14 protein-coding genes are annotated in these 14,372 nt (G+C 55.6%); all 14 read right to left on the bottom strand.

The window, feature by feature from the left end; genetic code table 11:
- Positions 1-127: 127 nt before the first annotated feature.
- The 14 genes from DYE40_RS07315 to DYE40_RS07240 all read right to left on the bottom strand — a co-directional run bounded on the left by DYE40_RS07315 (position 128) and on the right by DYE40_RS07240 (position 14,053).
- Positions 128-880, bottom strand: a complete 753-nt coding sequence (locus DYE40_RS07315; protein ID WP_115308484.1) for an NYN domain-containing protein — start codon at positions 878-880, stop codon at positions 128-130.
- A 76-nt stretch (positions 881-956) separates the two neighbouring features.
- Positions 957-2,981: an NADH-quinone oxidoreductase subunit L gene (gene nuoL / locus DYE40_RS07310; protein ID WP_115308483.1), complete on the bottom strand. Its 2,025-nt coding sequence runs from the start codon at positions 2,979-2,981 to the stop codon at positions 957-959.
- Between the two features lie 963 nt (positions 2,982-3,944).
- On the bottom strand, positions 3,945-4,376 hold the full coding sequence (locus DYE40_RS07290; RefSeq protein WP_115308479.1) for a GFA family protein: 432 nt from the start codon (positions 4,374-4,376) through the stop codon (positions 3,945-3,947).
- 210 nt (positions 4,377-4,586) lie between these two features.
- Positions 4,587-4,892, bottom strand: coding sequence for an NADH-quinone oxidoreductase subunit NuoK (nuoK, locus tag DYE40_RS07285; protein ID WP_115308478.1), 306 nt, complete (start codon positions 4,890-4,892; stop codon positions 4,587-4,589).
- Complete coding sequence (locus tag DYE40_RS07280) at positions 4,889-5,548, bottom strand: NADH-quinone oxidoreductase subunit J (protein WP_115308477.1); 660 nt, start codon at positions 5,546-5,548, stop codon at positions 4,889-4,891. Before DYE40_RS07280 ends, nuoK begins: the two co-directional genes overlap by 4 nt.
- A gap of 50 nt (positions 5,549-5,598) precedes the next feature.
- Positions 5,599-6,234: an SMI1/KNR4 family protein gene (locus DYE40_RS07275; protein WP_115308476.1), complete on the bottom strand. Its 636-nt coding sequence runs from the start codon at positions 6,232-6,234 to the stop codon at positions 5,599-5,601.
- Between the two features lie 16 nt (positions 6,235-6,250).
- Entirely contained in the window at positions 6,251-6,730 is a 480-nt protein-coding gene (nuoI, locus tag DYE40_RS07270) for an NADH-quinone oxidoreductase subunit NuoI (RefSeq protein WP_115308475.1), read from the bottom strand.
- Positions 6,731-6,910: 180 nt separating this feature from the next.
- On the bottom strand, positions 6,911-7,981 hold the full coding sequence (gene nuoH / locus DYE40_RS07265; protein ID WP_115308474.1) for an NADH-quinone oxidoreductase subunit NuoH: 1,071 nt from the start codon (positions 7,979-7,981) through the stop codon (positions 6,911-6,913).
- A 3-nt stretch (positions 7,982-7,984) separates the two neighbouring features.
- Positions 7,985-10,240: an NADH-quinone oxidoreductase subunit NuoG gene (nuoG, locus tag DYE40_RS07260; RefSeq protein ID WP_115308473.1), complete on the bottom strand. Its 2,256-nt coding sequence runs from the start codon at positions 10,238-10,240 to the stop codon at positions 7,985-7,987.
- 143 nt (positions 10,241-10,383) lie between these two features.
- Entirely contained in the window at positions 10,384-11,349 is a 966-nt protein-coding gene (locus DYE40_RS07255) for an MBL fold metallo-hydrolase (protein ID WP_115308472.1), read from the bottom strand.
- Positions 11,350-11,563: 214 nt separating this feature from the next.
- The gene (locus tag DYE40_RS12615; RefSeq protein WP_172461235.1) at positions 11,564-11,710 is read right to left on the bottom strand and encodes a hypothetical protein; all 147 of its coding nucleotides are present in this window, start codon (positions 11,708-11,710) and stop codon (positions 11,564-11,566) included.
- Between the two features lie 45 nt (positions 11,711-11,755).
- Positions 11,756-12,118: a hypothetical protein gene (locus tag DYE40_RS07250; RefSeq protein ID WP_115308471.1), complete on the bottom strand. Its 363-nt coding sequence runs from the start codon at positions 12,116-12,118 to the stop codon at positions 11,756-11,758.
- 5 nt (positions 12,119-12,123) lie between these two features.
- Positions 12,124-13,419 carry an NADH-quinone oxidoreductase subunit NuoF gene (gene nuoF, locus DYE40_RS07245; RefSeq protein ID WP_115308470.1) on the bottom strand — a complete coding sequence of 432 codons (1,296 nt, stop codon included), beginning with the start codon at positions 13,417-13,419 and terminating at the stop codon, positions 12,124-12,126.
- A 193-nt stretch (positions 13,420-13,612) separates the two neighbouring features.
- Positions 13,613-14,053 carry a pyruvate kinase gene (locus DYE40_RS07240; protein ID WP_115308469.1) on the bottom strand — a complete coding sequence of 147 codons (441 nt, stop codon included), beginning with the start codon at positions 14,051-14,053 and terminating at the stop codon, positions 13,613-13,615.
- Between the last annotated feature and the right edge of the window lie 319 nt (positions 14,054-14,372).

Here is a 14,372-nt window from a genome sequence, read left to right as displayed (position 1 = left end):
GTCTGCGGGCCTGCTTCAACTACCTATAGTTTCAAGCTCCGTTTGATTTCTAATTACCTCACGGCTGTTCTTCTTTATTTGTTGCCTGCCTGATTCCTGATTACCTTATTTTTCAGGTAGCCTTAATTTAACACTTTGTCTTGTCCCTCTTGTTCTTCAGATAAAGTTGCGAACGGTCAAGCTTGGTCTCAAAAATATCAATCGCTCTAACTAAATCACCGAGTTTGGCATACCCATAGTTTTTACTGTCAAACGATGATTGGTTTTTTATAATCTGTCCGACACGGTTCAACGAAGCCCACCCTTCATCATCACGGCAATGCGAAATCGCATCACGCAGCAAGTTCATAAGTGTAGTATTACCCTTCAATTCCGTACCCGTCATTTTTCGGAGACCGTTTTGAGCAGAAGAATCTTGAAGGCCGTCCTTATTTTCGGACTGCAAACTGTCTAAAAACAAAAATTTGTTACATGCTGCAACCAATGACTTAGGTGTTTTTTGTTCTCCAAAACCGATAACCTGCTTTCCTTCCATTTTGATACGCATGGCCAAAGGGGTAAAATCACTATCTGATGAAACGATACAGAAAACATCGATTTTCCCTTGAAACAACAAATCCATAATATCAATGGTCATCACCATATCAGTAGCGTTTTTGCCTTTGGTATAGTCAAACTGCTGTATGGGCGCAATCGCATAATCAAGCAGAATTTCTGCCCATCCGCTCAATCTGTCATCTTTCCAGTTTCCGTAGATTTTACGCACCATTACAGAACCGTAAGCAGCGAGCTCATTAACAATAAAATCTATCTTTTTGGCCGGAGCATTGTCTCCATCAATAAACAACCCCACTATCGGCTGTTCGTGGGTATGCTTCATTTTCTGTTTATCCTTATTTCAACTACATTGTTATATGTTATTTTCAGACTTTCTTCAGGCCGTCTGAAAATCCCGTCTACTTAAACCACAGTCCCCAAAAGAACGCGGCCACCAGCACGAGTACGCCGGTTACCATAAAGGCGGCGTAGGTGTAGATAAAGCCGGTTTGCATTTTGCGTACTTGGGCGGCGAGTGCGCCGACGGCTTTGGCTGCGCCGTTGACGATGCCGTTGTCGATAATGGCGGTGTCGATGGCTTTCCAGAAGAATGTGCCCAATGCGCGGCTGCCTTTGGCGAATACGTTGAAATAGATGCTGTCGAGATAGTATTTGTTTTCAAACAGCACATACACGGGGCGGAACGCGGCGGCGATTTTGGCGGGCAGGTGCGGGGCTTTGAGGTATAAGAACCAGGCTGCGGCCACGCCGGCGATGGCGAGATAGAGCACGGGCGAGCTGAAGCTGTGCGTTACCATGCCCAGTGCGCCGCCGTGGTGTTCGAAAGCGTGCGCCATTTGGTGCATCACGGGGTGGGCTTCGTGGTTGACGTGGATCACGTCTTTAAAGAAGCTGCCGTACAGCAGGGGTTCGATGGCGATGTAGCCGATAATCAGCGAGGGAACGGCCAGCAGCACCAGCGGCAGGGTAACGACCCACGGGCTTTCGTGCGGGTTGTCGTTTCTGCCCAGTCCGTGATGGTGGCCGTCTGAATGATGGTCGTCGTGGTGTTCGGGCAGTCCGCGCCATTTTTCTTTGCCGTGGAACACCATAAAGTATTGGCGGAAGGCGTAAAACGCGGTTACGAACACGCTGGCGAGTACGGCGAAATAGGCAAAGCCGCTGCCGGGAAGCTGGCTGAATTTCACCGCTTCGATAATCGAATCTTTGGAATAAAAACCGGAGAAAAACGGCGTGCCGATCAGCGACAGGTTGCCGATAAGCATGGTAATCCAAGTGATGGGCATGTATTTTTTCAGGTTGCCCATGTGGCGCATGTCCTGATCGTGGTGCATGCCGATAATCGCGCTGCCTGCGGCAAGGAACAGCAGGGCTTTGAAGAAGGCGTGGGTCATCACATGGAACATGGCCACCGAATAGGCCGACACGCCCAGCGCCACGGTCATATAGCCCAGTTGCGACAGGGTGGAATAGGCCACCACGCGCTTGATGTCGTTTTGAATCGTGCCGAGAAAGCCCATAAACAGGGCGGTAATCGCGCCCACCACCATAATCACGCTCAGGGCGGTGGTGCTCATTTCATACAGCGGCGACATGCGCGACACCATAAACAGGCCGGCGGTAACCATGGTGGCCGCGTGAATCAGCGCGGAAATCGGGGTCGGGCCTTCCATCGAGTCGGGCAGCCAGACGTGCAGCGGAAATTGGGCGGATTTACCCATTGCGCCGACAAACAGCAAGAGGCAGGTGAGCGTAATCAGGTCGATGCCGCCCAGCGTGTCGCCCGCCACATTGGGCAGATAGGCGAACACGTCCTGATAGCGCAGGCTGCCGCCGAAATAGGCCAGCACCAGGCCGATGCCCAAAATAAAGCCGAAATCGCCCACGCGGTTGACCAAAAACGCTTTGAGGTTGGCGAAAATCGCGCTGTCGCGTTTGAAATAAAAACCGATAAGCAGATAGGAAACCAAGCCCACCGCTTCCCAGCCGAAGAAAAGCTGGATGAAGTTGTTGGACATAATCAGCATCAGCATGCTGAATGTAAACAATGAGATATAGCTGAAAAAGCGCTGGTAGCCGACTTTTTCGTCGTGCATATAGCCGATGGTGTAGATGTGCACCATCAGCGAAACCGACGTAACCACCACCATCATCATCGCCGTGAGCGTGTCAATCAGAAAGCCCACCGAAAAATCCACTCCGCCCATTGTGAGCCAGGTATAGACGTTTTCGTCGAACTTCGCACGCGAGCCGTCGATAAAGCCCCACAGCACATAAGCCGAAAGCACGGCGGACACCGCCACGCCGAGTATCGTTACCGTATGCGCCCCACGGCGGCCGATGGCGTTGCCGAACAGCCCCGCCAGCAGGCAGCCTGCCAGCGGAACGAGCGCGATGCTTAGGTATAAAGTCATGTCAGTCATGTTGTGAACCTTGTCAGCTTTATTTGGATTGGTTTTTTTATGGTGGAAATTTTTTGCAGCCTGCTCAAGCCTGCGCCAGTGTTTCTGCCTGTCCTGCCGCCCTTGTTGCCGGTATTTTTCAGGTAGCCCGAACTGTTTTCAGACGGCTTTCCAAGCGGCCTTTGTTTTTTCAAATCTTTCTTCATGCGGTATTTCAGACAGCTTTCAGGCCGTCTGAAAACGGTGTTTTATTACACCGCCGCCATTCCCGCATTTATGCCCAAAGGGTACAGGCGGGAATCCTGTTTCTGTTTCAACAGCCGTCCGCCGCAACCGCAATTCCCGCAGTCCTGCCAAGATTCCCGCCTGCACGGGAACAGCGGCGGAGCAGAAAGGCTGTTTTGAGAACTTGCCGGCTATCCCGCTTTATATCTCGCCTTTCCCGCTCGGATTGAGACCCGAAACGGCTTCCGGTTTCGGCATCAGGCTTCAAACACAGCCTGCTTTTCCGGCTTCCGGCAAACCCGTTATTTTACCGCAAGCCGCCGTGCGGCACTTGCGGTTTCAGGCAGCCTGTTACGCGCTGCCGCCCGCATGGAAACCGTCGAGGCCTCCGCTTAAAATTTCAAACGGCAGCCAGCCTGTTTCGCCGTCCTTGCCAACCAGTGCCCATTGGTAGCAAACCGCCGCCAGCATAACCTTATCGCCTTTACTTACCCGCAGTTCGGTCGGGTTGTAATCGCACAGCAAACGCCCGTCAGCAACAAAACATGCGGGAACGTAAGTGTCCCGTCCTGCAATCCGGCAGGCAAACCAGTTTGGGTATTGCGGGCACGGCGCAAGGTTTTCTACCGCGCTGCCTTTGGCAAAAGTCGGAAAAACGCCCCCCGCCCTTATGGTCGGCATTTACGTCCAATATCATTTTCCCGCTCCCGTCCCGTCCCGCTACAGGCTGCCTGAAAACTTTTCAGACGGCCTGCCGCCCTACTGCGCCGCGCCGATAAAGGCCAGAAATTCCTGCTCGGTCATTTTCGGCGTATCGTCGGCCAGCGTGTAATACGGCGCTTTGCAGTCGATAAACATCTGCATCTCCAGCCTGAAGGCGGCGTTGTCGGCAAACAGTCCGGCGTTTACATAATAATCATCACCCACCTGCACAAACAGGTCTGTGCCGCACTGTTTGCAAAACGCCCGCTGCGCCCATTCGGTCGACCGGTAACGGCTGATGTTTCCGCCGCCGCTGATTTCGGGCGGCTCGGACGCGGTGAGGGCAAACGCCGCGCCGCCGCTTCTGCTGCGGCATCTGCCGCAATGGCAGGCGTGCACTTGGCCGTTGTGCGCCACTTTGAGCGATACCGCGCCGCACAGGCAGCGGGCGTTGGTTTCGGTGTGCACTGCGGTATTTGCGTCTGTCATCGTATTGTTCCTTTCCTGATTCTGCGTTGGTGTTAAAGCGTTTTTTCAGACGGCCTTTGTTTTTCATATATTTGTTTATACGGCGTTTCGGGCAGTTTGAGGCCGTCTGAAAACGGTTTTTTGTTCTGCTTCTCTTTCGGATTGGCATCCGAGCCGCTTCGCCATGCTCTTTCAGACGGCGTTTCAGGTAGCCTGCGGCCGTCTGAAAGGTTAGCCCTTGAGCGTATCCAAATCGGCCACGTTGATGGTTTTGCGGTTGCGGTACACCAAAACCATAATCGCCAAACCGATTGCCGATTCGGCAGCGGCTACGGTGAGCACGAAAAACACGAAAATCTGTCCGGCGGTGTCGCCCAGATACTGCGAGAAGGCGATGAAGTTGAAGTTTACCGCCAGCAACATCAGCTCTATCGACATCAGCAATACCAGCACGTTTTTGCGGTTCATAAAAATGCCCATGGCGCTGATGCCGAACAGCAGTGCGGCCAACACCAGATAATGCGTAATCGTAATCATGCTTTGCCCTCCTCGGCGGCGGTTTCTGCGGGGGTTTCGGGGGCGGACGGCTGCTGCACCACCGGCTGCATTTTCACCATTCTCATGCGGCCTTTGGATGCGTCCACTTTTACCTGGTCGGCAGGATCCATGCGTTTGGGGTTATGCGATTTGCGGTGCACCAGTGCGATGGCGGCAACCATACCCAACAGCAGCAGCACGGCGGCCAGCTCGAAGGGCAACATATAGGTGGTGTAAATCTGACGGCCCAGATCGCGCACATTACTGTGGTCGGCAGGCACGTCGGCCATCGCGCCGAAGGCGGCAAGGTTGGTTTTCGGCGATACCAGTATCAGGATCAGGGCAACCGCCATCAGCACGCCGACGGTGGCGGCCACGGGGGCGTTGCGCCAGAAGCCTTTGCGCATTTCTTCGATGTCGATGTTCAGCATCATCACGACAAACAGGAACAGCACCATCACTGCGCCGACATACACCACCACGAGGGTAATGCCCAAAAACTCGGCCTGCATCAGCATCCACATCATCGCGCTCATGCAGAAAGTGAGCACCAGCCACAGCGCGGCGTGTACGGGGTTTTTGGCGGTTACGGTTTGCAGCGCGCCAAACAGGATGATGGCGGCCAGGGTGTAGAACATAATCAGGGAGAAGCTCATAAAGGTCTTTCCGGTGGGGGTTTTTAATACTCGGGGGCTGCCTTTGGGTTTCAGGCTGCCTGCCGCTCCAGCGACTGCACGATAAGATCCAGCAAACCGGTGTAGCTGTCGGCGATTTTGTAGGCGAAGAAGTGCGGATAGTAGGGGCGCAGGTTGTAGATTGCGCCGTAGTGTTCCGACCCTTCGATCAGGTTGGCAAACAGGGTTTCGGCATAGCTGTCGCCGATATAGACAAATGCGGGATTGTCGATTGTTTCCTGCGTGCAGCCGTCATAAAAGGCTTGTCCGCCCTCTTCCGCCATGGCTTCCGGCAGGCGGCGGTATTCTTCTTTCGGGTTGTACAGTTCGTCTGCCGTACCCCATTCGCCCAAACGCTTGATTTGGACGATGACCAAATCGTCTTGAAATCCGCTGTCGTCTGCTGCAAGGCAGCCTGCGGCGGCGATCTTGCTGCGCAGCGTTTCAAAACGCCCGCCCATAAAATAAGGCGTTTCATGGCTGATGCCGGAAAAGCTGCGGAAGACGGTTTTCACGTCTTCGGGCAGGCGCACGCCCAGCCGCATTTCGGCGGCGCGGATTTCGGCTTCGCTTGCGGCGGCTTCGTGCCACTCCGGCACAACGCCATATGGCGGATTGAGGCGGGCAAACAGGCTGTCGAGCCTGCTTTTCAAGGCGGCGGCATTCATGGTTTTCAGACGGCCTTTAACGATAAGGCGCGTCGGCCGCTTTGCGTTTGGCGATTTCTTCTTCGTATTGGTCGCCGATGGCGAGCAGCATGGGTTTGGTAAAGTGCAGATCGCCTTTTTTCTCGCCGTGGTATTCCAAAATATGGGTTTCCACAATCGCGTCGGTGGGGCAGGCTTCTTCGCAGAATCCGCAGAAAATACATTTGGTCAAGTCAATATCGTAACGCTTGGTGCGACGCGTGCCGTCTTCGCGTTCTTCGCTTTCGATGTTGATCGCCATGGCCGGGCAGACGGCCTCGCACAGTTTGCAGGCGATGCAGCGTTCTTCGCCGTTGGGATAGCGGCGTTGGGCGTGCAGGCCGCGGAAACGCACCGACTGCGGCGTTTTCTCTTCGGGGAAATAGATGGTGTCTTTGCGGGCGAAGAAGTTTTTGAGCGTTACGCCCATGCCTTTGACGAGTTCGCCGAGCAGGAAGGTTTTGACTAGGTTTGCCATTTGGTTTGCCTCCTCCGTTTGAGGGGATTTTGGTGTTCGGGTTTGGTTTTCAGACGGCCTTCGGCGTTTGTCCGCGTGCGCGGCTGCGCCGCTGTTTCTGCTGCACCACCAAGATTCCCGCCTGCGCGGGAATGACGGCAGTTTAAGGTTTTCAGGCCGGATCTGCGTTTTTCAGACGGCCTATTGCCACAAGCTCCACGGAGTCGCCATCCACACGGCGTAAACGACGATGGCGATAAAACCGATGGGGATCAGCACCTTCCAGCCGAGGCGCATGATTTGGTCGTAACGATAGCGCGGGAAGGTGGCGCGTATCCACAGGTAGCCGTAAAGCACCACCGCCATTTTGGCAAACATCCAGATTGCGCTCGGGGTTCCGACAATGCCCCAGCTCTGCGGAAATGGCGAGAGCCAGCCGCCGAGGAACATGATGGCAGTCAGCGCGCCAATCAAAATCATAAAGATGTATTCGGCAAGGAAAAACAGGGCGAAGGCGAAGCCGGAGTATTCGACGTGGAAACCGGCCACGATTTCGCTCTCACCCTCGGCCACGTCGAACGGGGCGCGGTTGGTTTCGGCCACGGCGGAAATCAGGTAAACGATAAATACGGGAAACAGGGTGAACCAGTTCCACGAGAAAATCGAGCCGCCGGCGATGCCTTTGGCCTGCGCGGCCACGATTTCGTTAAAGTTCAGGCTGCCGGACACCATAATCACGCACACAAGGGCGGCGGACATGGCGATTTCGTAGGAAATGGTTTGGGCGGAAGAACGCATCGCGCCGAGCATGGCGTATTTGGAGTTGGAAGCCCAACCGGCGATGATCACGCCATAAACGGACAGCGAGGTAATCATCAGGATGTACAGCAGGCCCACGTCCACATTGGTAAGCAGCCATTTGTCGGAAAACGGCACCACCGCCCATGCGGCGAACGACGGGGCAAGCGAGAGCATGGGGCCGATGTAGAACAGCCATTTGTTGGAGCTGCTGGGACGGGTTACTTCTTTAAACAGCAGTTTGAACACGTCGGCAAACGGCTGGATAAGCCCCCACGGACCGGTTACGTTGGGACCGACGCGCAGCTGCATAAAGCCGATGACTTTGCGCTCGAAGTAGGTAAGGTAGGCCACGGTCAAAATCAGCGGAATCAGGATAATCACGATTTTGACAATAATCGACACAATCAGGCCGATGTCGCTGCCCATCGGGCCGAACCAGCCGGAAAAAAGGGTTTGGAACCATTCCTGCATTTGTTATGCCCTTTCCAATACGATGGCGTTCATCAGGCCGCCGAGTGCGGCGTTGGCGGGGTGCAGCGGCAGGTGCACCACGTTTTGCGGCAGCGTGTCATCCGCTTCGAGGGAGACGCGCACGGCCGCGCCGTTTTGTTTGGCTACGGCTTCGCCCGCCCCTGCCAGCCCCAAGTCGGCCAGCGTCTGCGGATGGATGCGTGCCGCCGGAATCTGCGCATGGCTGGTTTCCTGCAAAGGCGCGGAACGGCGCACGATGGGGTCGGTGTGGTAGATGCCCACGCCGCCCACGCGGGTGAGTTTGGCGACGGTCTGCACGGCAGCGAAGCTGCCGCCGGCGCGGTTGTCCAGCTTTTCGGGCAGCCGTGCGCCATCCAGTGCGTCTTGCAGAATGGCTTCGGTATTGTCGTAATCGAAGCCGTCGATTTCCAGCAGGTTGCCCAATACGCGCAGGATTTTCCACAGCGGACGACTGTCGCCGCAGCCCTGTACCACGCCGTGGAAGGATTGCAGGCGGCCTTCCATATTGACAAGGCTGCCCGAAGTTTCGGTGAACGGCGCAATCGGCAGCAGGATGTCGCATACTTCGAGCAGGGTGTCGCTCTCAAACGGCGTAAACGCCATCACGCTTTTGGCCTGCTTCAACGCGGATACGGCCGCCGCACCTCCCGCCACGTCGATTTCGGGTTCGACGTTCAGCAGCAATACCGCCTGCCTGGGCTGCGCCACCATTTCGGCAATGCTGCCGGAATCGAATCGGAGCAAGTCCGCGCCGACGCTGTTGGCGGCCTGCGGCAGGATGCCGAGCTTTGCGCCCGCCGCATCCGCCAGCTCCTGCGCGGCGGCATAGACGGCGGCGTAATCGGGATGGTTTTGTGCGTCTGCGCCGAGCAGCACGAAAGCCTTTTCGGCGGCTTTCAGGCTGCCTGCAATGCCGTTTTCCAAATCGGCGGTAAGGCTTTTCAGACGGCCTGCCCACTGTGCGGGGTGTACGCTTTCCTGTGCCGCGAGCGGCATAAACAGTTGTTCCTTATTGGCGGCGAGTATGCTGATCTGCGTGCCGTTGCCGGCGGCGCGGCGCAGGCGGGCAGTCAGCAGCGGCTGCTCTTTGCGCAGGTTTGCGCCGACAACCAGCACCGCGCCCGCGTCGTTCAGATCGGCAATCGCGCCGCCGAGCCACTGCGCGCCTTTCAGGCTGCCTGCGAGGCGGCCGTCCTGCTGGCGCAGGCGGCTGGCGGTGTTTTTAATGCCCAGGCCGTCGGCCAGCTTTTTGGCGAGAAACAGCTCTTCGACGGTGTTCATCGGGTTGGCCCAGATGCCTACCTGGTCTTGGTTGCCGTCTTTGGCGATACACTCGATGCCGTTGCGCACATATTCGAGCGCGGTTTTCCAGTCCACATCCATCCATTCGCCGCCCTGCTTGATTTTCGGATTTTTCAGACGGCTCTCGTGATACAGGCCTTCGTAGGCGAAGCGGTCGCGGTCGGCAATCCAGCATTCGTTGACGGCTTCGTTTTCCAGCGGCAGCACGCGGCGCACGGTGTGGTCTTTGGTCTGCACGATCAGGTTGCTGCCCAGCGCGTCGTGGGCGGAAACGGATTTGCGGCGGCTCAGCTCCCACGAGCGGGCGTTGAAGCGGAACGGTTTGCTGGTGAGTGCGCCGACGGGGCACAAATCAATCACGTTGCCCGACAGCTCGGTTTCCACCACTTTGCCGACAAACGGCATGATTTCGGAAAATTCACCTCGGTACGACATGGCGATTTCCTGCATACCCGCCACTTCTTCCGTGAAGCGCACACAGCGGGTGCAGTGGATGCAGCGGCTCATTTCTTCCGCGCCCACCAGCGGCCCCATGTCTTTGCCGGGCACGGCACGTTTGGCTTCTGTGTAGCGGCTGGCCGTTTTGCCGTAGCCCATCGCCAAATCCTGCAGCTGGCATTCGCCGCCCTGGTCGCAAACCGGACAGTCGAGCGGGTGGTTGATGAGCAGAAACTCCATCACCCCTTCCTGCGCCTGCCTGGCCTTGGCCGAATGGGTGTGCACCACCATGCCGTCGGTAACGGGCGTGGCGCAGGCCGGCAGCGGCTTGGGGGCTTTTTCCACTTCCACCAGACACATGCGGCAGTTGGCGGCGATGGAGAGTTTTTTGTGGTAGCAGAAGTGGGGGATGTAGGTGCCGATTTTCTGCGCGGCTTCGATTACCGTCGCGCCCTGCTCTACCGAGACTTCTTTACCGTCGATCTGGATTTGTAACATGGTGTGTTTCCTAGTTACGGGTTTTTTAATTGGATAATGGCTTGCGGCAGCCTGAATGCGGGTTGGCGGCTTTCAGACGGCCTTTGTTTTGTTTGTTTTTCAGGCTGCCTGAAAATTTTTCAGACGGCCTTTTGCTGCGGCGGTCAGCGGGCGCAGCTTCCGGTTTTTTCGCCGCTGTGTACGGCGTAAATATCGCAGTCCCGCGCAAACGCCAGCTTGCCTTTGTAGCGGCTGCCGATGGCGGCGGCGGTTTCTTTCATCACGTTTTCGGTGCGGTTCATAAAGTGCGACAGCACCACGCTTTTTGCGTTGGCGGCGGCGGCGATGCGGCCGATTTCAGACGGCATCATGTGCAGTTTCAGGGCGATGCGGTCGGTGCTGCCTTCGGGTATCGCGTTGTGCGCCACAAACAGGTCGGCACCGGCGGTGATTTTGTCCAAAGTGCGCCCCATATTGCTCGTACCGCTGGAAAACACCATCGCGCAGCCGTCTTTTTCCACCCGCCAGCCCAGCGCGGGAATGATGCTGTGCGTTACCGGCACGGCGCTGATGCGGAAACCGCCCTCGGCTGCGGCAAATACTTTCGGATGCGATGCGTCGGCCGCCACGGTAACGGGTTTGAGGCGGAACGATTCGCTGCCGTCCAAAAAGCCCGACAGATAAGAGTACGCGCCTTTGCTGCCGATCAGCCGCGACAGATACTGCGGCAGGGACGGCACAATGTGGTTGCCGGACGGGCCGTAAACGGGCAAATCGCGGCTGCGCCCGGTGAAAAACGCGCCTTTGACCAATGCGGGGAAGTCGTTCACATGGTCAACGTGGAACTGGCTGAGCAGCACGGCCTGCAAGTCTTCTATTTTCGCGCCCGCACGCTCGAAGTTCAGCGATGTGCCCGAACCGAAATCCACCAGCACGGCGGCGCGGCCGTTTTCGCGCACCAGATAGCCCACCGAAGCGCGGCCGTCGTCCAGCTCCGGCCCGCCCGAGCCGAGCACCACCACGTCGAGGTTGCGGTTGCTGCAAACCGCCGCCTGTGCGCTTGCGGAAAAAGCCAGCAGCACTGCCAGCGCGAGTCCGCCTGTTTTATGGAAACGTTTTTTTGTTTTCATTTTGTTGCCGTGTGTTATCTGCTCTGTCGCATTTGTTGGTTCAGGCTGCTTTGCCGCCTCGGGCGGCTGTCGGATTCAAGAATCCGACCTACTGCCGTATCTGTTTTTTCAATCTGCCGTCGAGGCCGTCTGAAACAGGTTTTTCCTACTGCTGCCGTCATTTCCGCAAAGGCGGGAATCTTGCCGCCGTTTCTGTAACCCGACTGCCTCCACCCTAACCCTCCCCCGCACGCGGGAGAGGGAATTGGTTTGCTACGGTTTTGGCTTTTTCAGACGGCCTTTCAGGTTTCAGGCTGCCTTGCCGCTTCGGGCGGCTGTCGGATTCAAGAATCCGACCTACTGCCGTATCTGTGTATTCCAATCTGCTGTCGAGGCCGTCTGAAACAGGTTTTTCCTACTGCTGCCGTCATTTCCGTAAAGGCGGGAATTCGGGTTGCTCGTGCAGTTTGACACATTCCGAAGAGTTATAAATATCAATCAGCGTTTCAACTTGCCCTTCAAAAGACTGCCCTTCTAAATTCATCTCATCACGGATTTCCTGTCCAAGATCAAGATACATAGCATCATGAGCTGAAGCTTGTATATTTTTCTCTTTTGTGTACTGCTCCATTTTTCGCCAGATCACTTCCAATGCCGTACTTTGCTCAAGCTGCTTTGCAGCAATGCCACATTTCATAAAGGTCTTTAAATCATCATGCTCAGCAGAACAAGCAACTAACAATCCCATTAGAGCAATCAATGCCAGCTTCTTTATTTTTATATTCCCCATTCAATTCAGCACCACTTGTGCGCTTTCGCCGGCCCGCCGTGTTCGATGTAGTGTTCGAACTCGTGGCGGAAGTGTTTGGTAAAGCTGCGTACGGGGAATACGGCGGCATCGGCGAGGGCGCAGATGGTGCGTCCGGCCATATTGTTGCCGACGGAATCGAGCAGATCCAAATCTTCGGGGCGGCCTTTGCCTTGGGCGATGCGGTGGACGACGCGGTAGAGCCAGCCCGTGCCTTCGCGGCAGGGGGTGCATTGACCGCAGGATTCTTCGAAATAGAAGTAGCTCAGGCGCTCCAAGGCTTTGACCATGCACACGTCTTCGTCCATCACTATCACCGCGCCCGAGCCGAGCATGGAGCCGGCTTTGGCAATCGCGTCGTAGTCCATGGTCAGACCCATCATGATTTCGCCGGGCAGTACGGGGGCGGACGATCCGCCGGGAATGACGGCTTTGAGTTTTTTGCCGTTTTTCATGCCGCCTGCCATTTCGAGCAGTTCGGCAAAGGGCGTGCCCAGCGGCACTTCGTAGTTGCCGGGGCGTTCGATGTGGCCGGAAACGGAAAACAGCTTGGTGCCGCCGGCGTTTTCTATGCCTTTGTCGGCAAAGGTTTTGCCGCCGTCGCGGATGATGAACGGCACGGAGGCGAAGGTTTCGGTGTTGTTGATGGTGGTGGGCTTGCCGTAGAGGCCGTATGAGGCGGGGAACGGCGGTTTGAAGCGGGGCTGGCCTTTTTTGCCTTCCAGCGATTCGAGCAGGGCGGTTTCTTCTCCGCAGATGTATGCGCCGTAGCCGTGGGCGGCAAAGAGTTCGAAATCGAAGCCTGTACCCATGATGTTTTTGCCCAAAAATCCGGCGCGGCGGGCTTGTTCGAGGGCTTCTTCAAAGCGTTGGTAGCCTTCGAAGATTTCGCCGTGGATGTAGTTGTAGCCGGCTTCCGCGCCCATGGCGTAACCGGCGATGATCATGCCTTCGATCAGCGCGTGGGGGTTGTAGTTGATGATGTCGCGGTCTTTGAATGTGCCGGGTTCGCCCTCGTCGGTGTTGCAGACAACATATTTTGCGCCGGGGAACGAGCGGGGCATAAAGCTCCATTTGAGGCCGGTGGGAAAGCCCGCGCCGCCGCGCCCGCGCAGGCCGGAGGCTTTGACTTCGGCAATCACGTCGTCTTGCGAAAGTTTTTCGGTGAGGATTTTGCGCAGCGCCTGATAGCCGCCGCGCGCCTGATAGGCTTCCAAGCGCCAACAGTCGGGGGTGCGGGTATCGACGTTTTCGAAAATCACGCCGGATTGGAATATCGCCATTTGCTTAGCCCTACTCAAATATGGTTGTTTTTTAGTCTTGCGTTTTCAGGCTGCCTGCGCGGCCTGCGGTTTGTGTTTTTGCTGCCTGAAGTGCGGGATTTCTGCGGTTTTCAGGCTGCTTCAAAGGGTTTCAGACGGCCTTGTTACCGCCCTGCCGCCTTTCGGATTTGTGAATCCGACCTACGGTTTGTTGTTAAACTGTCAAATCTAATTTACGTTTTTGAAATGACTCCATAACTCGCTGATACCAGTCTTTAATAACCTTAGTAGTCTCAACATCATCACTTACGCAACGATTCAATGTGCCGCGCGGCTGTGGCAAAGTACGCTCCCCTATCACCCAGTCTAGAACACGGACAGGACGGCGGTTAACTATCCAAGCAGTATCAGGGTTTGTATCATCAATTACTTTATATGCTCCACCTGTAACCTGAACAAGCGCAATTAGTTTCCCTCCACGCTTCAATGCAACAACATCATTAACTTGAATATCGTTAATAAATTGATTAATTTGCTCTTTGCCGCCATCCCACTGCCCCAAACCAATAATCTTTTTATGCTCCAAAATCCAATCAATATTTTGAGAAAATTCTATTTCATCAGTTGGGTGCATTTGCATATGCCAGAAATTCATTTTCCATCCTTTCTCAAAATAAACAATTTAATAATTTTTAAATTAGACATTGATGAGCAACCTACACAGCGGTGTTATCTGATTTCCAACCCAAGCTGCTTTGCTGCGTCAGACACCCGCCTGTATTCCTCCGCCGCCGTCATTCCCGTGCAGGCGGGAATCTTGTTTGGGATTCGGCGGTTTGCGGGCTTGGCCGCTGTTGCTGCTGCTCTGCCAAGATTCCCGCCTGCGCGGGAATAACGGCGTTAATTTTTTGTTTTTTCAGGCAGCCTTTAAGGCCGTCTGAAAGCGGTGTTTTTTTACACTTTCTCCTGCCTTG

The organism is Kingella potus, from assembly GCF_900451175.1.
Classification (GTDB): Bacteria; Pseudomonadota; Gammaproteobacteria; order Burkholderiales; family Neisseriaceae; genus Neisseria; species Neisseria potus.
The sequence above is the reverse complement of the archived record's forward strand: the minus strand, read 5'-3'. Positions and strand labels throughout refer to the sequence as shown.